Consider the following 20682-nt stretch of genomic DNA (forward strand, 5'->3'; position numbering starts at 1 on the left):
GAATTATGCGGCATCGATTCTTTCGGCGCCATGACTGTTGCTTTGCAAAGCGCTTCCGAATGGGCTGCAAGCTTTCTTGCCAACGACCTTTTGGGCCGCAAAGCTCGCTGGCAAGCCTGCTCCCACAAGCGCGGTAATTGCGGCCCTACGGCCTGTGTGCGACGAATGTGCAGGGGCCATCTTTGTCCGCGGTGGTTAAGATGGTCCGTTTAAAGGGGAATTCTGTCTTATGCAAACCGCCTATACCGTCCTGATCCTGCTGATGCTGGTCAGCATCTCGAGGCTGGTGGCGCGGGTGATACCGATTCCATTGCCGTTGGTGCAGATTGCCGCCGGGGCCCTGCTGGCCTGGCCGAGCCTGGGGCTGCACGTGGTGCTGGACCCGGAGTTGTTCCTGTTTCTGTTCTTGCCGCCGCTGCTGTTCTCCGATGGCTGGCGCATGCCCAAGCGCGACCTGTGGCGCTTTCGCGGTTCCATCCTGATGCTGGCTGTTGGCCTGGTGCTGTTTACCGTGGTGGGCGCCGGGTACTTCATTCACTGGCTGCTGCCGACCATTGCGTTGCCCGTGGCCTTTGCCCTGGCGGGGGTGCTGTCGCCCACGGATGCCGTGGCGGTGTCGGCCATTGCCCAAGACAAGCTGCCCACGCCGTTGATGCGCATCCTGCAGGGTGAGGCGCTGATGAATGACGCCTCTGGCCTGGTGACGTTCAAGTTTGCCTTGGCCGCGGCCATGACCGGTTACTTCTCCCTGGCCCAGGCCAGCCTCACGTTCGTCTTCGTGGCCTTGGGCGGGCTGGCCATCGGGGTGGCCTTGAGCTGGCTGGTGGGGCGCCTGCGCGTGTGGATGATTGCCCGGGGCTGGGACGACCCTGCCACCCACGTGGTGTTCATGTTGTTGCTGCCGTTCGCCGCCTATGTGGTGGCCGAGCGCGTCGGTGCGTCGGGCATTCTCTCGGCGGTGGCGGCCGGCATGATGCAGAGCTGGCTGGACCTGCTGCCGCGGCAGACCAGCACGCGGCTGCTCAACCGCAGCGTATGGTCGCTGCTGGAGTTCGCCTTCAATGGCCTGATCTTCCTGCTGCTGGGGCTGCAATTGCCCGACATCATCAAGGCTGTCACCCGTCACGAGGCTACCCTGTGGCCAACCCTGGCTTATCGGATTTTCGATGTGGTGATTATTTTCGTCGCCCTGGTATTGCTGCGATTTGTCTGGGTGCAGATTACCTGGCGTTCCATTGGCCTGCTGCGCCGCCTGACGGGGCAGCAGAACCTCACCGTGATGCCCACCACTCGGTCCTGCTGGTTGTTGACCGTCGGCGGTGTGCGCGGCGCGGTGACCCTGGCCGGTGTGATGTCGGTACCGTTGCTGCTGGGCGCCGGCCAGGACTTCCCCGAGCGCGATTTGCTGATTTTCATCGCGGCGGGGGTGATTCTGTTGTCGCTGGTGGTGGCATGCCTGGGCTTGCCGCTGTTGCTGCGCGGCGTGGAAAAAAACTCGGACGAAGCCTTGCGCAAGGAAGTGCGCGAAACCCGGCGCCGCACGGCCGAGGCGGCCATCCGCGCCCTGGAGAGCGAAGAGGTCAGCGACCCGGGCACGCCAACCCCGGATGCCGCGCAGGCGGCCCTGGCCACCGAGCTGAAAGCGCAGATCATGGCTGAATATCGCCACCAGTTGGCGATATTCAACGATTCCGCCGAAGCCCAGGCCCTGGCCCAGCAGATGGACCAGCTGGAGCGCCGCTTGCGCATCCGCGGCCTGCGCGCCCAACGTCTGGAGCTGTATGAGCTGCGCCGTCACCACCACATTGGCGATGACGTGCTGCGTGAAATACTCAGTGAGCTGGACATGAACGAGGCTAATCTGGGTGTCAGTCGTCAGGCGGTGGGGTAAGCCCGGCGCATGAAGGCCTTGTCCTTGCGGCTTATCCTGGTGTTTTGCGCCAGGGTCCAGTCGCCTAGGGTCAGCTCCTGCTTGACCGGGTAATGCATGATCGACCGGCGGTCGTAGCGGGTCGCCAGCAGCAGGCTGCGATCCAGTTTGTTCAGCAGGTTGTGGTCCACCTCCTCCCGGGCGACGCCCAGGGCCTCGAAATGTGCGTAGACCTTGGGCAGGTCCCACGGAATGTCGGCGTCCGGATGCTGATGTTCGTGCTGGGCCCCCAGGCCGTGGCCGAACTCATGCAATACCGTGGACTGAAAGCGCGGCTCGTGGGGCTTGATGCCCAGCACCATGGTGGCGTCGCTAGGGCCGACGGTCAGGGCATCGGTGCCGATCAGCGAGTAGTTGTCGTTGTAGCCGGTCAGGATCTTGATGTCGCCGCGCTTGCTCGCCACAAATTCGAAGGTGAGGTTTACCCAGGGTTGCCACAGCACGATGGCGTCGACAATCGCCTGGCGATGAGCGTCGTCGGGATCGTCGACGAAGGCGATCTGCAAGGTGCGCCCAGGTTTCCAGAACTTGCGGAATTCGCCAATGGCGCGTTTGCGCCGCCCGCCAGGTTCGGCAGTGTGCCCGTTGGCCGGGTTTTCTGCCAACGCAGCCGCCAGGGAGGCGGGCAGGCCGGGGGTGTTGGGCGCGACACAGAAGTGTGTGGGCATGATGCAGGCTCCTTTTAGGCAAGAGCCTGCAGTCTTGGTGCTTCAGGCGGGCGCTGTGCGGTACATAACGCAGCGCCCGTTGAAATCAGCGCTGCTGAATGAAGTCGCGAATGCGCTCGGCCGCTTCCACGCACTCGGCCAGTGGCGCGACCAGGGCCATGCGCACGCGGCCGGCACCCGGGTTGACGCCCTCCACGTTGCGGGACAGGTACGAGCCCGGCACCACGGTCACGTGCTGCTGTTCGAACAGCTGTTGGCAGAACTGCGCGTCGTCCATGGGCACTTTCGGCCACAGGTAGAAGCTGCCGTCCGGGCGTTGCACGTCCAGCACCGGCGCCAGGATGTTCAACACGGCATCGAATTTCTCGCGATACAGGGCGCGGTTGGCGCGTACGTGCACTTCGTCATTCCAGGCGGCGATGCTCGCCAGTTGGGTCTGCACAGGCATGGCGCAGCCGTGGTAGGTGCGGTACAGCAGGAAGGCCTTGAGGATGTCGGCGTCGCCGGCCACAAAGCCTGAGCGCAGGCCAGGCAGGTTGGAGCGCTTGGACAGGCTGTGGAACACCACGCAGCGCTTGAAGTCGCTGCGGCCCAGTTCCACGCAAGCGCTGAGCAGGCCTGGCGGTGGCGTTTGTTCGTCGAAGTACAGTTCGCTGTAGCACTCGTCGGCCGCAATCACGAAGTCGTGCTCGTCAGCCAGTGCAATCAGCTTCTTCAAGGTTTCCATCGGCACCAGCGCGCCGGTGGGGTTGCCCGGCGAGCACAGGAACAGGATCTGGCAGCGCTGCCAGGTCTCGGCCGACACGGCGTCGAAGTCCGGGTTGAAACCGTTGCTGTCCAGGCAGGGCAGGTAATGCGGCGTGGCGCCGGCCAGGAAGGCCGCGCCTTCATAGATCTGATAGAACGGGTTGGGGCTGATCACCAGGCCGTCATCGCTGCGCTCAACCACCGTTTGGGTGAAGGCGAACAGCGCTTCGCGGGTGCCGTTGACGGGCAGCACGTGGCGAGCCGGGTCGATCCACCCGGCGGGCACGCCGAAGCGGCGTTCGCACCAGGCGCCTATCGCTTCGCGCAGCGCCGGAATGCCCAGGGTGGTGGGGTACACGGCCATCTGGTCAAGGTTGGCGCTCAGCGCTTCGGCCACGAAGCTGGGCGAGCGGTGCTTGGGCTCGCCAATCGACAGGGCGATAGGGCGCTTGTCCGCGGTTGGCGTGACGGCGCCCAGCAGCTTGCGCAGTTTCTCGAACGGGTAGGGCTGAAGCTGGTTCAAAGCGTTGTTCACGAACGTTCCTCTAAATGCTCAGGCGCGACAGCTCTACGCCGTTCGGCTGGCTGACACTCAGGTGGTCGACGATGGCATCCTGCAAGCGGCTGCACAGTTGCGGATCGGAAAGCGGTTGGTTATCGGCGTCGGTAATGAAGAACACGTCCTCCACCCGCTCGCCCAAGGTGGCGATCTTGGCGTTCTGCAGCGACAGGTCGAACTCCAGGAAAATCTTGCCTATGCGTGCCAGCAGGCCGGGGCGGTCCGGAGCGCTGAGCTCCAGGATGGTCACCGGGCGCTGGGCATCGTTGTGGATGGTGACCTGCGGCGCGAAGGCAAAGTGCTTGAGCTGGCGTGGCACTCGGCGCTGGATGATATTGGGGTAGTCATCGGGGTTGCGCAGGGCTTCGGCCAGGCCGTCGCGAATCTCTTTCACGCGCACCGGGTTGTCGCCGATGGAACCGCCGTCGGTGTCCAGCACAATGTAGGTGTCCAGGGTGAACTGGCTGCTGGAGGTAATGATGCGCGCGTCATGGATGTTCAGGTTGAGCTGGTCCATGGCGGCCACGGTCACCGCGAAGAAGTCGTGTTGGTCGGGCGCATAGATGAAGATCTGCGTGCCACCCTCGAACTCGCGCTGGGTGGTTTCCTTGATGAGCACCAGCGGCCCGCCATCCAGTGGTTGCTGGAGGATGGCGTCGCTGTGCCACGCCACATCGCCAGCGGTGTGGCGCAGGAAGTAATCGTCGCCCAGTTGCGACCACAGCTGTTCCACATCGTCAGGGTCGGTGCCGGCGCGCACCAGAATGTCCAGGGCAGCGCTCTGGGTCTGGCGGATCTGCTCTTCGCGGTCCAGCGGGTTCTCCAGGCCGCGGCGCAGGGCGCGCTTGGTCTCGGTGAACAGTTGGCGCAGCAGGCTGGCGCGCCAGCTGTTCCAGAGGCTGGGGTTGGTGGCGTTGATGTCGGCCACGGTCAGCACGTACAGGTAGTCCAGGTGCGTCTGGTCGCCCACCAGCTGGGCGAAGTCATGGATCACCTGCGGGTCGGACAAGTCCTTGCGCTGGGCCGTGGTGGACATCACCAGGTGGTTTTGCACCAGCCACACGATCAGGCGGCTGTCCCACACCGGCAACTGGTGGCGCTGGCAGAACGCCTCGGCGTCGATGGCGCCCAGGTCGGAGTGGTCGCCATGGCGGCCCTTGCCTATGTCGTGGTACAGGCCGGCCAGGTAGATCAGCTCGGGCTTGGGCAACTGGCCCATGAGCTTGCTGGCCAGCGGGAATTTTTCCGACACCGGCGTGTACTGCAGTTTGCGCAGGTGCTTGATCAGGTTCAGCGTGTGGGCGTCCACGGTGTAGATGTGGAACAGGTCATGCTGCATCTGCCCCACGATATGGCCGAACTCGGGCAAGTAACGGCCCAGGATGCCATAGCGGTTCATGCGTCGCAGGTTGCGGTGAATGCCGATCTCGCACTTGAACAGCTCGATGAACAGGCTGGTGTTGCGGATGTCGTTGCGGAAATCGTCGTCGATCAAGTGGCGATGTTCGCGCAGCAGCCGAATCGTGTCGGCGCGCACGCCCTTGATTTCGGGGTTCTGCGCCATCAGCACGAAGATTTCCAGCATGGCGAACGGCGTGCGCTTGAACACGTTGGCGTGCACCGCTTCGATGTAGCCGTCATGCAGTTGGAAACGCGAATTGACCGGCTGGCTGACGCTGCCCACGTCATCGGCGAGGATCACCTCTTCGAAGTGCTGGATGATCAGGTCGCTGAGCTCAGCGATGCTCATCACTACCCGGTAGTACTTCTGCATGAAGCGTTCGATGGCCAGCTTCGCGTCGCTGTCCTTGAAACCCAGCAGCCCGGCGATGCTGCGCTGGTGGTCAAACAGCAGCCGGTCTTCGGCGCGCCCGGCCAGCATGTGCAGGGCGTAGCGCACCTTCCAGAGGAATTCCTGGGAACTGGCCAGCAGGTTGTTCTCGCTTTCCAGCAGGAAGCCTTCACCGGCCAGGGCGTGCAGGTTCAGGGTGCCGTACTGGCGGCGCGCTACCCAGAGGATGGTCTGGATATCACGCAGGCCGCCGGGCGAACCCTTTACGTTGGGTTCCAGGTTGTATTCGGTGTCGTTGTACTTGTGGTGCCGGGCCTTTTGCTCGGCGCGCTTGGCCAGGAAGAAGTCCTTGCTGGGCCACATGTGCGCAGTGCTGGTGACCTCCAGCATCGCCTTGCGCAGGCGCTCGGGGCCGGCCACGGTACGGCTTTCCATGAGGTTGGTGATGATGGTCAAGTCGCCACGGGCCTGCTCGGCGCATTCCTCGATGGAACGCACGCTCTGGCCCACTTCCAGGCCGATGTCCCACAGCAGGGTGAGAAAGCGCTCGATGGAATCGCGGAAAATCTCGTGGTCCGAACTTTCCAACAGAATCAGCAGGTCGATGTCGGAATAGGGGTGCAGTTCGCCCCGGCCATAACCGCCCACGGCCACCAGGGCGATATCGGCTTCCTCGCTCCAGTCGAAGTGGTTCCAGGCCTGCTGCAGGATATTGTCGACGAACCAGGCACGGTCCTCGATCAGGCGGCGAATATCGCGGCCGCTGCGAAAACGTGCGTCGAGCACTTCGCGGGCCTGGCGAATGGCTTTCTTGAACGCGGCGATGGGGCTCGCCTTCAGGGCCAGTTCCGCCTGGAACTGACCGCGATCGAACAACTCCGGATCCACCTGGGGCATCGAATGGGCCTTCCTGAACTGAATAGTGAGCTGAAGTTGTTCCTGGTGTTCTTCATGTGGGCGCTGGCGTGCCGGCGGGCGTTTGGTGGCCGCCAATAAACTCGCTGGCAAGCAGCGCCCACAGGCATCCATTACATCAGGCAGAGACGCGTGGGATGGTGTCGTCGGCCCGCAAGGTGAAGATCTCATAACCACTGGCGGTTACCACCAGGGTGTGCTCCCACTGGGCCGACAGCTTGCGGTCCTTGGTGATGGCGGTCCAGCCGTCGCCCAGCACCTTGGTGTCGGCCTTGCCCTGGTTGATCATGGGTTCGATGGTGAAGGTCATGCCTTCCTTCAGTTCCATGCCGGTGCCGGCGCGGCCGTAATGCAGGATCTGCGGTTCTTCGTGGAACACCTTGCCGATGCCGTGGCCGCAGAACTCGCGCACCACCGAGAAGCCGTTCTTTTCAGCGTGCTTTTGGATCACTTCGCCGATGTCACCCAGGCGGCAGCCCGGCTTGACCAGCTCGATGGCCTTGTACAGGCATTCCTGGGTCACCTGGGACAGGCGCTCGGCCCACACCGGCACCGTGCCCACGTGGAACATGCGGCTGGTGTCGCCGTGGTAGCCGTCCTTGATCACCGTGACGTCGATGTTCACGGTGTCGCCGTCCTTCAGCGCCTTGTCACCCGGGATGCCGTGGCACACCACGTGGTTGATCGAGGTGCAGATCGACTTGGGGAAGCCCTTGTAATTCAGCGGTGCAGGGATGGCCTTCTGCTCATTGACGATAAAGTCATGGCACAGTCGGTCCAGCTCCTCGGTGGTCACGCCAGGCTTGACGTGCGGCTCGATCATTTCCAGCACTTGCGCGGCCAGGCGGCCGGCAATGCGCATTTTCTCGATGTCCTCGGGAGTCTTGATGGTGACGGTCATACGGTCTCTCTAGGCGCTCGACGGCGCAGGCAAACACGGAATGAAACGATTCTACCAGACGTACGGCAGGGGGAACTGTCGCCAGGCATCGCTTCTCTATATAGAGTTCATAGGGCCATTGTTGCGCGAATCAAGCCCGCACGCAAAAGTCGTTGATCGACAACGTGAATTCGGGTTTCGCTGGCAAAGGTTCTGTGATATAAAATGCGCCGCTTTCCGGGGATAGCCCCGAAAGCACAAACCCACACACGTGCCGGCACGATGACCTGGGTGCCCGCAGCTCAAGCTGCTGGTTGGTCATTGGGGTACGTGGAGGCCTAACCCGACTTATCAAGGAACTATCATGTCCCAAGTCAACATGCGCGATATGCTGAAGGCCGGTGTGCACTTCGGTCACCAAACCCGTTACTGGAATCCGAAAATGGGTAAGTACATTTTCGGCGCGCGTAACAAGATTCACATCATCAACCTCGAAAAAACCCTGCCAATGTTCAACGAAGCTCTGACTTTCGTTGAGCGCCTGGCCCAGGGCAAGAACAAGATCCTGTTCGTCGGCACCAAGCGTTCGGCTGGCAAGATCGTTGCTGAAGAAGCAGCACGTTGCGGTTCGCCGTACGTCGACCACCGCTGGTTGGGCGGCATGCTGACCAACTTCAAAACCATCCGTGCTTCGATCAAGCGTCTGCGCGACCTGGAAACCCAGGCCGAAGATGGCACCTTTGCCAAGCTGACCAAGAAAGAAGCCCTGATGCGCTCCCGTGATCTGGAAAAACTGGATCGCTCCCTGGGTGGTATCAAGGACATGGGCGGTCTGCCAGACGCACTGTTCGTCATCGACGTTGATCACGAGCGCATCGCGATCACCGAAGCCAACAAGCTGGGTATCCCGGTCATCGGCGTTGTCGATACCAACTCCAGCCCAGAAGGTGTTGACTACATCATCCCAGGTAACGATGACGCCATCCGCGCCATCCAGCTGTACATGGGTTCGATGGCTGACGCCGTCATCCGTGGCCGCAACCACGTTGCTGGCGGTACCGAAGAGTACGTCCAGGACGCACCTGCTGCAGCGGTAGAAGGCTGAGTCTAGACGCCCAGCGTTTACTCGGTACGCAAAAAGGGGGCTAGGCCCCCTTTTTGCCACCTCGAGAACCTGCCTGCGTAGTCATTGCATTTTTTTAACGCAGTAGCTGGCAGTGTTCAAGAATTGAGCGCCCGTGCCAATCGGGTGGAATGGTTGAAAACCTATCCAAGAGGATTTTGAAATGGCAGAAATTACTGCAGCGTTGGTCAAAGAACTGCGCGAGCGTACCGGCGAAGGCATGATGGACTGCAAGAAAGCCCTGACCAAGGCTGGCGGCGACATCGAGAAAGCGATCGACGACATGCGTGCCTCGGGTGCCATCAAGGCTGCCAAAAAGGCTGGCAACGTTGCCGCTGAAGGCGCCATCGCTGTTAAAGTCGGTGCTGACAACAAAGCCGCCGTTATCCTGGAAGTCAACTCGCAGACCGACTTCCTGGCTCTGCAGGATGACTTCAAGCAATTCGTCGCTGCCAGCGTCGAAAAAGCATTCGCCGACCAACTGACCGACGCAGCTCCGCTGATCGCCGCTCAGGAATCGGCTCGTGAAACACTGGTTGGCAAAGTTGGCGAAAACGTCAACATTCGTCGCCTGGTTCGCGTTGAAGGCGACGTGGTCGATGCTTACCTGCACGGTAACAAGATCGGCGTAGTGGTTGCCTTGAAAGGCGGCAACGCCGAGTTGGCCAAAGACATCGCCATGCACGTGGCTGCCAGCAATCCGGAGTTCCTGCTGCCATCGGAAGTCTCGGCTGAAGCCATTGAGCGCGAAAAAGCGGTCTTCCTGCAACTGAACGAAGACAAGATCAAAGGCAAGCCTGAGAACATCGTTGCGAACATGATTGATGGTCGCATCAAGAAGTTCCTGGCCGAGGCTTCCCTGGTTGAACAGGCGTTCGTCAAGAACCCTGAAATCAAGATCGGTGATCTGGCCAAGAAGGCTGGCGCTGAAATCGTTTCCTTCACCTACTTCAAAGTCGGTGATGGCATCGAGAAGCCAGTGGACAACTTCGCTGAAGAAGTTGCCGCCCAGCTGGCTGCTGCCAAGCAGTAAGACGGTCTTACCACTGTCGCCCCAAAGAGGCTGCCCGCTCACGCGCGCAGCCTCTTTGTCAAAATGAAAGGCGGAATCGTGGCTTACAAGGCCGCTTCCGATGGCGCTGTAGCAGCGCCAAGCTAGAGTTAGCGCAGGCTGCAAAACAGCCCGCTCAGAATTTTTTAACGCCGCAGGAGAGATTCGCAATGGCTCAGCAGGTTAGTGGTCGTCAACCTCGCTATAAACGCATTTTGCTCAAACTTAGCGGCGAGGCCCTGATGGGCTCGGAAGACTTCGGTATCGACCCGAAGGTACTGGACCGCATGGCGCTGGAAGTCGGCCAACTGGTAGGCATCGGCGTTCAGGTTGGCCTGGTCATCGGTGGCGGCAACCTGTTCCGTGGTGCTGCGCTGAGCGAAGCCGGCATGGACCGCGTTACCGGCGACCACATGGGCATGCTCGCCACTGTGATGAACGCCCTGGCCATGCGCGATGCGCTGGAACGCTCGAACATCCCGGCCATCGTCATGTCGGCGATCACCATGGTGGGTGTGACTGACCACTACGACCGTCGCAAGGCCGACCGCCTGCTGAAGTCCGGCGACGTGGTGATTTTCGCCGCCGGTACCGGCAACCCGTTCTTCACCACCGACTCCGCTGCCTGCCTGCGCGCCATCGAGATCGGTGCGGACGTGGTGCTCAAGGCAACCAAGGTGGATGGTGTGTACACTGCCGATCCATTCAAGGATCCGCATGCTGAGAAATTTGACCGCCTGACGTACGATGAAGTGCTGGACCGCAAGCTGGGCGTGATGGACCTGACCGCCATCTGCCTGTGCCGCGACCACAACATGCCGTTGCGGGTGTTTAACATGAACAAGCCTGGCGCTCTGCTGAATATCGTAGTGGGCGGCGCTGAAGGAACTCTGATCGAGGAAGGCGAAGAATGATCAACGAAATCAAGAAAGACGCTCAAGAGCGCATGCAGAAATCCCTGGAGTCGCTGGCCCACGCGTTCAGCCGCATCCGCACTGGTCAGGCGCACCCCAGCATCCTGGGTGGCGTGATGGTTCCGTACTACGGCGCCGACACCCCGCTGAACCAGGTTGCCAACGTGACCGTCAAGGACTCGCGTACCCTGCAGGTCGTGGCCTTCGAACGCAACATGCTGGCCGCCGTCGACAAGGCCATCCAGAGCTCGGGCCTGGGTTTCAACCCCACCAACCTGGGTGAGCTGCTGCTGATCAGCATGCCGGCCCTGACCGAGGAAACCCGCAAGGGCTTCACCAAGCAGGCCCGTGAAGCGGCCGAAGACGGCCGTGTAGCCGTGCGCAACATCCGTCGCGATGCCCTGGGCCAGTTGAAAGACCTGGTCAAGGAAAAGGAAATCAGCGAAGACGAAGAGCGCCGTGCCGCCGATGACGTCCAGAAGCTGACGGACAAGTTCGTGGCTGAAATCGAAACGGCTGTGAAACAGAAAGAAGCCGATTTGATGGCTGTATAAGAAGGATCCGCGCGTTTCCATGGAAAAGACCAAGCTGACTGTACCGTCCTCGGTACCGCGACACGTTGCGATCATCATGGATGGGAATAATCGCTGGGCGAAAAAGCGCCTGCTGCCCGGTATTGCCGGGCACAAGGCCGGCGTGGATGCCGTTCGCGCGGTCATTGAGGTCTGTGCAGAGGCCAAGGTCGAGGTGCTGACCCTCTTCGCTTTCTCCAGTGAAAACTGGCAGCGCCCGGCCGAGGAGGTCGGGGCCCTGATGGAACTGTTCTTCTCGGCCCTGCGCCGGGAAGCGCGGCGCCTGAATGAAAACCGCATCAGCCTGCGCATCATTGGTGATCGCTCACGCTTTCACCCGGAATTGCAGGCGGCCATGCGCGAAGCCGAGGCGTTGACCGCCGGCAATGACCGCTTCGTGCTGCAGATCGCCGCCAACTACGGTGGCCAGTGGGACATCGCCCAGGCCGCACAGCGCCTGGCACGCGAGGTTCAGGCCGGGCACCTGCGCCCGGAGGACATCACCCCGGGGTTGCTGCAGACCTGCCTGTCCACGGGCGACCTGCCCCTGCCCGACCTGTGCATCCGCACCGGCGGCGAGCGGCGCATCAGCAATTTCCTGCTGTGGCAGCTGGCGTATGCCGAGCTGTACTTCTCCGACCTGTTCTGGCCGGACTTCAAACACGAAGCCATGCGCACCGCGCTGGCTGATTTCGCTTCGCGCCAGCGCCGCTTCGGTAAGACGAGCGAGCAGGTCGAAGCCGGAGCCCGTGCTTAATGCTTAAACAACGCATCATTACAGCGCTGATCCTGCTGCCGATCGCCCTGTGCGGTTTCTTCCTGCTCGAAGGGGCAAGCTTTGCCCTGTTCATCGGCCTGGTGGTGACCCTGGGTGGCTGGGAATGGGCTCGCCTGGCCGGTTTCGAGCGCCAGCCTGCGCGCGTGGGTTTCGCCGCCGTGGTGGCCGTGGCCCTGTTTTTCCTGTACCTGTCCCCGGCGCTGGCGCCCTTCGTGCTGGCGGCAGCGTTGATCTGGTGGGGGGTGGCGACCTTCCTGGTGTTGACCTTCCCGCGTACCAGCGAACACTGGGGCAGCGTGGCCTGCAAGCTGCTGATCGGCTTCCTGATCTTGCTACCGGCCTGGCAAGGCCTGGTGCTGATCAAGGCCCAGGAACAAGGTAATTGGCTGATTCTGGCGGTGATGGTGCTGGTGTGGGCTGCCGACATCGGTGCGTATTTTTCCGGCCGGGCCTTCGGCAAGGCCAAGCTGGCCCCGCAGGTCAGCCCCGGTAAAAGCTGGGCCGGCTTCTACGGTGGCATGGCGGTGAGCCTGCTGATCACTCTGGTAGTGGGGCAAGTGCGTCATTGGGGTGTGGGCGAAACGATTCTGTGCCTGATGGGCGCCGCTATCGTGGTGGCGCTGTCGGTGGTGGGTGATCTCACCGAAAGCATGTTCAAGCGCCGCGCAGGTATCAAGGACAGCAGCAACCTGCTGCCGGGCCATGGCGGTATCCTTGATCGCATCGACAGCCTCACCGCAGCGATCCCGGTATTTGCCGTGCTGCTGTGGATGGCAAACTGGAGTGCTCTGTGAGTACGCCACAGATGATTACCGTACTGGGTGCAACGGGCTCCATTGGCCTGAGCACGCTGGACGTGGTGGCGCGCCATCCCGACAAATACCAGGTGTTTGCCCTCAGCGGCTTCTCGCGGATCGATGAGTTGCTGGCCCTGTGCGTGAAACACCGGCCGCAGTGCGCCGTGGTTCCGGACGAGGCGGGCGCCCGTCGCCTGGAGGTCGGCCTGCGGGCTGCCGGGCTGGACACCCAGGTACTGATCGGCGAGCAGGGCCTGTGCCAGGTGGCCGCCGCCCCATGCGTGGACGCCGTGATGGCGGCCATCGTCGGTGCGGCGGGCCTGCGTCCGACCCTGGCGGCCGTGGAGGCGGGCAAGAAGGTCTTGCTGGCCAACAAGGAAGCGCTGGTGATGTCCGGCGCGCTATTCATGCAGGCCGTGCGCCGCAGTGGCGCCGTGCTGCTGCCTATCGACAGCGAGCACAACGCGATTTTCCAGTGCCTGCCGCAGGACTTCTCCCGTGGCCTGGGCAATGTAGGCGTGCGCCGCATCCTTCTGACCGCCAGCGGCGGCCCGTTCCGTGAAACGCCGCTGGCCGAGCTGGAAGATGTCACGCCCGAACAGGCGTGCGCCCACCCCAACTGGTCCATGGGGCGCAAGATCTCCGTGGATTCGGCCAGCATGATGAACAAGGGCCTGGAGCTGATCGAGGCCTGCTGGCTGTTCGATGCACGTCCGGAGCAGGTCGAGGTGGTGGTGCATCGCCAAAGTGTGATTCACTCCATGGTCGATTATGTCGACGGCTCGGTGCTGGCCCAGATGGGCAACCCCGACATGCGTACCCCCATCGCCCACGCGCTGGCCTGGCCTGCGCGGTTTGATTCGGGCGTGGCGCCACTGGACCTGTTCGCCGTGGGCCGCCTGGACTTCGAGGCGCCCGACGAGCAACGCTTTCCTTGCCTGCGCCTGGCGCGGCAGGCGGCGCAGGCCGGCAACAGTGCGCCCACCACGCTCAATGCGGCCAACGAAATGGCGGTGGCGGCGTTTCTCGAACGGCGCATCCGTTATCCGGAGATCGCGCGTATGATCGAGGATGTACTGAGCCAGGAGCCGGTAGTGGCACTGGAGGCTCTGGACGCAGTGTTTGCCGCCGACACACGGGCACGTGAGCTGGCCGGGCAATGGTTGAATCGCCACGGGCGTTGATCGCCGCGGTGTGCACGCGCACCGCTTGATTTGCGCCGCGACGCAATTCGGAGAGAGTTATGAGTGCGCTCTACATGATTGTCGGTACCCTGGTGGCATTGGGTGTGCTGGTTACCTTTCACGAATTCGGCCATTTTTGGGTCGCGCGGCGCTGTGGCGTCAAGGTTTTGCGTTTTTCCGTGGGTTTTGGCATGCCGCTGCTGCGCTGGCGCGACCGCCAGGGCACAGAATATGTAGTTGCGGCCATCCCGTTGGGCGGCTACGTGAAGATGCTCGATGAGCGCGAGGGCGAGGTGCCGGCCGAACAGCTGGACCAGGCCTTCAACCGCAAGAAGGTCGGGCAGCGCATCGCCATTGTTGCCGCCGGTCCCATCGCCAACTTCCTGCTGGCGATGTTTTTCTTCTGGGTGCTGGCGATGCTGGGCAGCCAGCAGGTCAAGCCGGTCATCGGCAATGTCGAGCCAGGCAGTATTGCCGCTGCCGCAGGCCTCAGTGCCGGCAGCGAAATTGTTTCCGTAGATGGCGAAGCCACCAGCGGCTGGTCGCAGGTCAACCTGCAACTGGTGCGCCGCCTGGGTGAGAGCGGTGCGCTGAACGTTACTGTGCGTCCCCAAGGTTCGACGGCCGATGAGCCGCATACCCTGGCGCTGGACCACTGGCTGCAGGGCACCGACGAGCCGGACCCGATCCGCTCGCTGGGTATTCGCCCATGGCGACCGGCCCTGGAGCCGGTCTTGGCCGAGCTCGACCCGAAGGGCCCGGCGCAAGCCGCTGGTCTGAAAACCGGTGACCGCCTGCTGGCCCTGGACGGCAAGCCGCTCGGCGACTGGCAGCAGGTGGTTGACCTGGTGCGCGAGCGCCCGGACGGTAAAGTGGTGCTGCATGTGCAGCGCGATGAATTGCAACTGGATGTGCCGGTGACCCTGGCCTCGAAAGGCGAGGGCAAGGCGGCCGCAGGTTACTTGGGTGCAGGGGTGAAGGCTGTGCAATGGCCGGCGGAGATGACCCGCGAGGTCAGTTACGGTCCGCTGGCGGCGATTGGCGAAGGCGCCAGGCGCACTTGGACCATGAGCGTGCTCACCCTTGATTCGTTGAAGAAAATGTTGTTCGGCGAGCTCTCGGTAAAAAACTTGAGTGGACCGATAACCATTGCTAAAGTGGCGGGCGCTTCAGCCCAGTCGGGCGTTGGGGATTTCCTGAATTTCCTCGCCTATCTGAGCATTAGCCTGGGGGTTCTGAATTTGCTGCCCATCCCCGTGTTGGATGGGGGGCACTTGCTGTTCTACCTGATCGAATGGGTGCGTGGTCGCCCGGTGTCGGATCGGGTACAGGGTTGGGGGATCCAGATCGGTATCAGTTTGGTAGTTGGGGTGATGTTGCTTGCCCTGATCAACGATTTGGGTCGACTGTAAAGCTTCGCTCAATTGCAAACCTGCCGCCTTTGCGGCAGTTTGCTTATTGCCAGTTGGAATAAGAAAGGACTTCATGAAACGTCTGCTGCTTACTGCGGTTCTTGCCGCATTGATGGTCACCGAAGTTCACGCCGAGTCCTTCAAAATCTCTGATATTCGTGTCAACGGCTTGCAGCGGGTATCCGCCGGCAGCGTGTTTGGTGCCTTGCCATTGAACGTGGGCGACGAAGCGGATGATCGACGCCTGGTGGATTCCACTCGCGCGCTGTTCAAGACCGGTTTCTTTCAGGATATCCAGCTGGGCCGCGACGGCAACGTCCTGGTTATCAGTGTAGTCGAACGTCCGTCGGTCTCCAGTATCGAGATCGAGGGCAACAAGGCCATCACCACTGAAGACCTGATGAAGGGCCTCAAGCAGTCCGGTCTTGCCGAGGGCGAGATCTTCCAGCGTGCGACCCTTGAGGGCGTGCGTAACGAACTGCAACGCCAGTACGTTGCCCAGGGCCGCTACTCGGCTACCGTCGATGCCGAAGTGGTGCCGCAGCCGCGCAACCGCGTCAGCCTGAAGATCAAGATCAACGAAGGCACCGTTGCCGCCATCCAGCACATCAACGTGGTGGGCAACACGGTGTTCTCCGAAGAGGAACTGACCGATCAGTTCCAGCTCAAGACCACCAACTGGCTGTCGTTCTTCAAGAACGACGACAAGTACGCCCGTGAAAAGCTTTCCGGTGACCTTGAGCGCCTGCGTTCCTACTACCTGGACCGCGGCTACATCAACATGGACATCGCGTCTACCCAGGTGTCGATCACCCCGGACAAGAAAAGCGTCTACATCACCGTCAACGTCAACGAAGGCCAGAAGTACAGCGTTCGTGACGTGAAGCTGTCTGGCGACCTGAAAGTTCCTGAAGACCAGGTCAAGTCGCTGCTGCTGGTGGAAAAAGGCCAGGTGTTCTCGCGCAAGCTGATGACCACCACCAGCGAGCTGATCACCCGCCGCCTGGGTAACGATGGCTACACCTTCGCCAACGTCAACGGCGTGCCTACCCCGCACGACGATGACCACACCGTGGACATCACCTTCGTGGTGGACCCGGGCAAGCGTGCCTACGTGAACCGCATCAACTACCGCGGCAACACCAAGACCGATGACAAGGTGCTGCGTCGCGAAATGCGCCAGATGGAAGGTGGCTGGGCGTCGACCTACCTGATCGACCAGTCCAAGACCCGCCTGGAGCGCCTGGGCTACTTCAAGGAAGTCAACGTCGAGACCCCGGCCGTACCAGGCGTGGATGACCAGGTTGACGTGAACTACTCGGTTGAAGAGCAGGCTTCGGGGTCGATCACCGCCAGCGTCGGTTTCGCCCAGAGCGCGGGCCTGATCCTGGGTGGTTCCATCAGCCAGAGCAACTTCCTGGGTACTGGCAACAAGGTGTCCATCGGCCTGACCAAGTCCGAATACCAGACTCGCTACAACTTCAGCTACGTCGATCCGTACTTCACGCCGGACGGTGTCAGCCTGGGTTACAACGCGTTCTACCGTAAAACCGACTACAGCGACCTCGACGTCGATATCGCCAGCTACTCGGTTGACAGCTACGGCGTGGGCGCAACCTTCGGCTACCCGATCAGCGAAACGTCGCGCATGACGTACGGCCTGACGCTGCAACACGACTCGATCAGCACCGGTACCTACACCGTTGATGAAATCTTCGACTTCATCGACAAGGAAGGCAGCAGCTTCACCAACCTGAAGGCCTCCGTGGGCTGGTCCGACTCCACCCTGAACAAAGGCACGCTGCCTACCCGTGGTCACTCGCAAAGCCTGACGTTTGAAACCACCACGCCTGGCAGCGACCTGTCGTTCTACAAGGTCGACTACCGTGGCCAGTTGTTCGCGCCGCTCAGCGATACCTACACCCTGCGCCTGCACTCGGAGCTGGGCTACGGTGACGGCTTCGGCGATACCCACGGGCTGCCGTTCTATGAGAACTACTACGCCGGTGGTTTCAACTCCGTCCGCGGTTTCAAGGACAGCACCCTGGGCCCACGCAGCACCCCGAGTACCGGCAAGAACGGTACTGCGATTGACCCGGACCAGAGCCCTGAAGCCTTCGGTGGTAACGTCCTGATCACCGGCGGTGCCGAAGTCCTGTTCCCGATGCCGTTCGTGAAAGACCAGCGTTCCCTGCGGACCTCGTTGTTCCTGGACATGGGTAGCACGTTCGACACCAATTGCTCGTCGACCTCCAAGTACTGTGAAAGTGTCGACTTCTCGCAAATGGCCGCCTCCGTCGGTCTGGGCGTGACCTGGGTCACCGCGCTGGGTCCTCTGAGCTTCAGCTTGGCCACGCCGATCAAGAAGCCTGATTACTCTGAAACCCAGATCTTCCAATTCTCCCTGGGCCAGACCTTCTAAGGTCTGCTCAACCGACAACAGTTTCCGTAGGAGTGCATCGTGCGTAAGTTGACACAAATGGTTCTTCTGGCAGCCACCCTGGCCGCTACCGCCACCCCAGCGTTTGCCGACATGAAAATTGCCGTGCTGAACTATCAGATGGCCCTGCTGGAGTCGGACGCTGCCAAGCAGTACGCCGTTGACGCCGAGAAGAAATTCGGCCCGCAACTGACCAAGCTCAAGGCCCTGGAAAGCAGCGCCAAGGGTATCCAGGACCGCCTGGTGAACGGTGGCGACAAGCTGCCACAAGGCGACCGCGAGAAACTGGAACTGGACTTCAAGCAGAAGGCCCGTGACTACCAGTTCCAGTCCAAGGAGCTGAACGAAGCCAAGGCCAACGCCGACCGCGACATGCTCAAGACCCTGAAGCCGAAGCTGGACGGCGCCGTTGAAGAAGTTATCAAGAACGGTGGCTTTGACCTGGTTCTCGAGCGCGGCGCTGTGATCGATGTCAAACCGCAATATGACATCACTCGCCAAGTCATCGAGCGCATGAACAAAGCGCGCTGATCATGACCGTGACCCTGAAGCTCGGCCAATTGGCCGAGTTCCTCGGTGCTACCCTGCGGGGCAGCGAGGAAACCGAAATTACCGGGCTGGCCACTTTGCAAGAGGCCGGCCCAGGTCAGTTGAGCTTCCTGGCAAACCCCCAGTACCGCAAGTTCCTGCCCGACTGCAAGGCGGCTGCCGTATTGCTCAAGGCGGCAGACGCCGAAGGCTACGAAGGCGCGTCGCTGGTCGTTGCCGACCCGTACCTGGCCTATGCCCGTGTGTCCCACCTGTTCGACCCCAAGCCCAAGGCGGCCGTCGGCATTCACGCCAGCGCCGTGGTGGCCGACGACGCCGTGGTTGACCCCACGGCCAGCATCGGCCCGTTTGCGGTGATCGAAAGCGGCGCGCACATCGGCGCCGGCACCACCATCGGCGCCCATTGCTTCATCGGTGCGCGCTGCGTGATTGGTGAAGGCGGCTGGTTGGCCCCGCGCGTCACGCTGTACCACGACGTGCGCATTGGCCATCGCGTGGTGGTTCAGTCTGGGGCGGTGCTGGGCGGCGAAGGCTTCGGCTTTGCCAACGAGAAGGGCGTGTGGAACAAGATCGCCCAGGTGGGTGGCGTCAGCATTGGCGATGACGTGGAAATCGGCGTGAACACCGCCGTTGACCGCGGCGCACTGGCCGACACGGTCATCGGCAATGGCGTGAAGCTCGACAACCAGATCCAGATCGCCCACAACGTGCAGATCGGCGACAACACCGCCATGGCAGCGTGCGTCGGCATCTCCGGCAGCACCAAAATCGGCAAGAATTGCATGCTGGCCGGCGGCGTGGGCCTGGTGGGCCATATTGATATTTGTGACGGTGTGTTCATTACCGGCATGACCATGGTGACCCATTCGATCACCGAGCCAGGGGCTTATTCCTCGGGCACAGCGATGCAGCCTGCGGGTGAATGGCGCAAGAGCGCCGCACGCCTGCGACAGATAGATGACATGTTCCGTCGTCTCAAACAGGTAGAAAAGCGTGTCGAAGCCGTGACCCCGGGCGACAAAGCATCATCTGATGGCTGATACCATTTCCATATCAAGTGTGCACAGCCGCTAAACTGCCTCCTTGATTTGCAATAGGAGTGCTGCGCGTCAGTCGCGCGCTCCCTATCTTTTATACAGGCTTCCCCCCGAAATGATGGACATCAACGAGATTCGCGAATACCTGCCTCACCGTTACCCGTTCCTGCTGGTGGACCGTGTAGTGGAGCTGGACGTCGAGGCACAGCGCATTCGCGCCTACAAGAATGTCAGCATCAACGAGCCATTCTTCAACGGCCACTTCCCGCAGCACCCGATCATGCCGGGCGTGCTGATCATTGAGGCAATGGCCCAGGCAGCTGGTATTCTTGGTTTCAAGATGCTGGACGTGAAACCGGCCGACGGTACCCTTTATTACTTCGTGGGGTCCGACAAACTGCGTTTCCGCCAGCCGGTGATGCCGGGCGACCAACTGATCCTGGAAGCCAAGTTCCTGAGCTGCAAGCGCCAGATCTGGAAATTCGAGTGCCAGGCCTCGGTAGACGGCAAGCCGGTGTGCTCGGCTGAAATCATTTGTGCGGAACGCAAGCTATGAGTTTGATTGACCCTCGCGCCATCATCGACCCGTCGGCCATTCTGGCCGACGGCGTCGAGGTCGGCCCTTGGTCGATCGTTGGCGCTGGTGTTGAAATCGGCGAGGGGACCGTCATCGGCCCCCACGTGATTCTCAAGGGGCCTACCCGAATCGGTAAGCACAATCGCATCTACCAGTTCTCCTCGGTAGGCGAAGACACCCCTGACCTCAAGTACAAGGGCGAAGAGACGCGCCTGGTGATCGGTGATCACAACGTCATTCGCGAAGGCGTGACCATTCATCGCGGTACCGTACAGGACCGCGCCGAAACCACCCTGGGCGACCATAACCTGGTCATGGCCTATGCCCACATCGGCCACGACAGCGTTATCGGCAACCACTGCATCCTGGTCAACAACACGGCGCTGGCGGGCCACGTGCACGTGGATGACTGGGCGATCCTGTCCGGTTTCACCCTGGTGCACCAGTTCTGCCACATCGGCGCCCACAGTTTCTCAGGCATGGGCACGGCCATTGGCAAGGACGTCCCGGCCTACGTGACCGTGTTCGGCAACCCAGCCGAGGCCCGCAGCATGAACTTCGAAGGCATGCGCCGTCGTGGTTTCAGCGACGAGGTCATTCATGCCCTGCGTCGAGCCTACAAGACGGTCTACCGTCAAGGCCTCACCGTCGACCAGGCCATTGCCGAGCTGGCCGAGCCGGCTGCCCTGCACCCTGAAGTGGACGTGTTCCTGCGTTCCATCCAGACCTCGACCCGCGGCATTACCCGCTGATGGCA

Annotated in this window: 18 protein-coding genes; 14 read left to right on the plus strand and 4 right to left on the minus strand. The window is 61.6% G+C overall.

Annotated features, from left to right (window positions below; all coding sequences use genetic code 11):
• Positions 1-229 precede the first annotated feature (229 nt).
• Positions 230-1891, plus strand: a complete 1662-nt coding sequence (locus PMM47T1_RS04915) for a Na+/H+ antiporter (protein WP_008366362.1) — start codon at positions 230-232, stop codon at positions 1889-1891.
• On the opposite strand, the gene PMM47T1_RS04920 is transcribed toward PMM47T1_RS04915, so the two are convergent.
• The 4 genes from PMM47T1_RS04920 to map all read right to left on the minus strand — a co-directional run bounded on the left by PMM47T1_RS04920 (position 1876) and on the right by map (position 7512).
• Entirely contained in the window at positions 1876-2598 is a 723-nt protein-coding gene (locus tag PMM47T1_RS04920; RefSeq protein ID WP_008366363.1) for a M12 family metallopeptidase, read from the minus strand. The two genes, PMM47T1_RS04915 and PMM47T1_RS04920, sit on opposite strands and share 16 nt — an antisense overlap.
• A gap of 85 nt (positions 2599-2683) precedes the next feature.
• On the minus strand, positions 2684-3880 hold the full coding sequence (gene dapC / locus PMM47T1_RS04925) for a succinyldiaminopimelate transaminase (RefSeq protein ID WP_008366364.1): 1197 nt from the start codon (positions 3878-3880) through the stop codon (positions 2684-2686).
• A 10-nt stretch (positions 3881-3890) separates the two neighbouring features.
• Complete coding sequence (locus tag PMM47T1_RS04930; protein WP_008366365.1) at positions 3891-6593, minus strand: [protein-PII] uridylyltransferase; 2703 nt, start codon at positions 6591-6593, stop codon at positions 3891-3893.
• 136 nt (positions 6594-6729) lie between these two features.
• Positions 6730-7512: a type I methionyl aminopeptidase gene (gene map / locus PMM47T1_RS04935; RefSeq protein ID WP_008366366.1), complete on the minus strand. Its 783-nt coding sequence runs from the start codon at positions 7510-7512 to the stop codon at positions 6730-6732.
• Positions 7513-7855: 343 nt separating this feature from the next.
• Between map and rpsB the strand changes: the two genes are divergently transcribed.
• From rpsB to lpxA, 13 genes are all read left to right on the plus strand, one after another.
• The gene (gene rpsB / locus PMM47T1_RS04940; RefSeq protein WP_008366367.1) at positions 7856-8596 is read left to right on the plus strand and encodes a 30S ribosomal protein S2; all 741 of its coding nucleotides are present in this window, start codon (positions 7856-7858) and stop codon (positions 8594-8596) included.
• 181 nt (positions 8597-8777) lie between these two features.
• A complete protein-coding gene (tsf, locus tag PMM47T1_RS04945) occupies positions 8778-9647 on the plus strand; it encodes a translation elongation factor Ts (protein WP_008366368.1) in 870 nt (289 codons plus the stop codon).
• 188 nt (positions 9648-9835) lie between these two features.
• Positions 9836-10579: a UMP kinase gene (pyrH, locus tag PMM47T1_RS04950; RefSeq protein WP_008366369.1), complete on the plus strand. Its 744-nt coding sequence runs from the start codon at positions 9836-9838 to the stop codon at positions 10577-10579.
• Positions 10576-11133, plus strand: coding sequence for a ribosome recycling factor (frr, locus tag PMM47T1_RS04955; RefSeq protein ID WP_008366371.1), 558 nt, complete (start codon positions 10576-10578; stop codon positions 11131-11133). The genes pyrH and frr overlap by 4 nt, the downstream gene beginning before the upstream one ends.
• Before the next feature lie 19 nt (positions 11134-11152).
• A complete protein-coding gene (gene uppS / locus PMM47T1_RS04960; protein WP_008366372.1) occupies positions 11153-11908 on the plus strand; it encodes a polyprenyl diphosphate synthase in 756 nt (251 codons plus the stop codon).
• Positions 11908-12723 (plus strand): phosphatidate cytidylyltransferase, encoded by an 816-nt coding sequence (locus PMM47T1_RS04965; RefSeq protein ID WP_008366374.1) that lies wholly within the window; start codon positions 11908-11910, stop codon positions 12721-12723. Before uppS ends, PMM47T1_RS04965 begins: the two co-directional genes overlap by 1 nt.
• Entirely contained in the window at positions 12720-13910 is a 1191-nt protein-coding gene (ispC, locus tag PMM47T1_RS04970) for a 1-deoxy-D-xylulose-5-phosphate reductoisomerase (RefSeq protein ID WP_043300728.1), read from the plus strand. Before PMM47T1_RS04965 ends, ispC begins: the two co-directional genes overlap by 4 nt.
• A 59-nt stretch (positions 13911-13969) precedes the next feature.
• A complete protein-coding gene (rseP, locus tag PMM47T1_RS04975; RefSeq protein WP_008366378.1) occupies positions 13970-15322 on the plus strand; it encodes a sigma E protease regulator RseP in 1353 nt (450 codons plus the stop codon).
• 73 nt (positions 15323-15395) lie between these two features.
• A complete protein-coding gene (gene bamA / locus PMM47T1_RS04980) occupies positions 15396-17744 on the plus strand; it encodes an outer membrane protein assembly factor BamA (RefSeq protein WP_008366379.1) in 2349 nt (782 codons plus the stop codon).
• Between the two features lie 39 nt (positions 17745-17783).
• A complete protein-coding gene (locus tag PMM47T1_RS04985) occupies positions 17784-18293 on the plus strand; it encodes an OmpH family outer membrane protein (protein WP_008366380.1) in 510 nt (169 codons plus the stop codon).
• Positions 18294-18295: 2 nt separating this feature from the next.
• Positions 18296-19351 carry a UDP-3-O-(3-hydroxymyristoyl)glucosamine N-acyltransferase gene (gene lpxD, locus PMM47T1_RS04990; protein WP_008366381.1) on the plus strand — a complete coding sequence of 352 codons (1056 nt, stop codon included), beginning with the start codon at positions 18296-18298 and terminating at the stop codon, positions 19349-19351.
• A gap of 112 nt (positions 19352-19463) precedes the next feature.
• The gene (gene fabZ / locus PMM47T1_RS04995; protein WP_008366382.1) at positions 19464-19904 is read left to right on the plus strand and encodes a 3-hydroxyacyl-ACP dehydratase FabZ; all 441 of its coding nucleotides are present in this window, start codon (positions 19464-19466) and stop codon (positions 19902-19904) included.
• Entirely contained in the window at positions 19901-20677 is a 777-nt protein-coding gene (gene lpxA / locus PMM47T1_RS05000) for an acyl-ACP--UDP-N-acetylglucosamine O-acyltransferase (protein WP_008366383.1), read from the plus strand. The genes fabZ and lpxA overlap by 4 nt, the downstream gene beginning before the upstream one ends.
• Positions 20678-20682: the final 5 nt, after the last annotated feature.

It is taken from the genome of Pseudomonas sp. M47T1 (assembly GCF_000263855.1).
Taxonomy (GTDB): Bacteria; Pseudomonadota; Gammaproteobacteria; order Pseudomonadales; family Pseudomonadaceae; genus Aquipseudomonas.

Excerpts from the sequence above, each read along its gene's own strand:
- tsf (WP_008366368.1), top strand. The coding sequence starts at position 8,778 with ATGGCAGAAATTACTGCAGCGTTGGTCAAAGAACTGCGCGAGCGTACC.
- bamA (WP_008366379.1), top strand. The coding sequence starts at position 15,396 with ATGAAACGTCTGCTGCTTACTGCGGTTCTTGCCGCATTGATGGTCACC.
- PMM47T1_RS04920 (WP_008366363.1), bottom strand. The coding sequence starts at position 2,598 with ATGCCCACACACTTCTGTGTCGCGCCCAACACCCCCGGCCTGCCCGCC.
- pyrH (WP_008366369.1), top strand. The coding sequence starts at position 9,836 with ATGGCTCAGCAGGTTAGTGGTCGTCAACCTCGCTATAAACGCATTTTG.
- rseP (WP_008366378.1), top strand. The coding sequence starts at position 13,970 with ATGAGTGCGCTCTACATGATTGTCGGTACCCTGGTGGCATTGGGTGTG.
- fabZ (WP_008366382.1), top strand. The coding sequence starts at position 19,464 with ATGATGGACATCAACGAGATTCGCGAATACCTGCCTCACCGTTACCCG.
- frr (WP_008366371.1), top strand. The coding sequence starts at position 10,576 with ATGATCAACGAAATCAAGAAAGACGCTCAAGAGCGCATGCAGAAATCC.
- lpxA (WP_008366383.1), top strand. The coding sequence starts at position 19,901 with ATGAGTTTGATTGACCCTCGCGCCATCATCGACCCGTCGGCCATTCTG.
- rpsB (WP_008366367.1), top strand. The coding sequence starts at position 7,856 with ATGTCCCAAGTCAACATGCGCGATATGCTGAAGGCCGGTGTGCACTTC.
- map (WP_008366366.1), bottom strand. The coding sequence starts at position 7,512 with ATGACCGTCACCATCAAGACTCCCGAGGACATCGAGAAAATGCGCATT.
- PMM47T1_RS04915 (WP_008366362.1), top strand. The coding sequence starts at position 230 with ATGCAAACCGCCTATACCGTCCTGATCCTGCTGATGCTGGTCAGCATC.
- uppS (WP_008366372.1), top strand. The coding sequence starts at position 11,153 with ATGGAAAAGACCAAGCTGACTGTACCGTCCTCGGTACCGCGACACGTT.
- lpxD (WP_008366381.1), top strand. The coding sequence starts at position 18,296 with ATGACCGTGACCCTGAAGCTCGGCCAATTGGCCGAGTTCCTCGGTGCT.
- PMM47T1_RS04965 (WP_008366374.1), top strand. The coding sequence starts at position 11,908 with ATGCTTAAACAACGCATCATTACAGCGCTGATCCTGCTGCCGATCGCC.
- PMM47T1_RS04930 (WP_008366365.1), bottom strand. The coding sequence starts at position 6,593 with ATGCCCCAGGTGGATCCGGAGTTGTTCGATCGCGGTCAGTTCCAGGCG.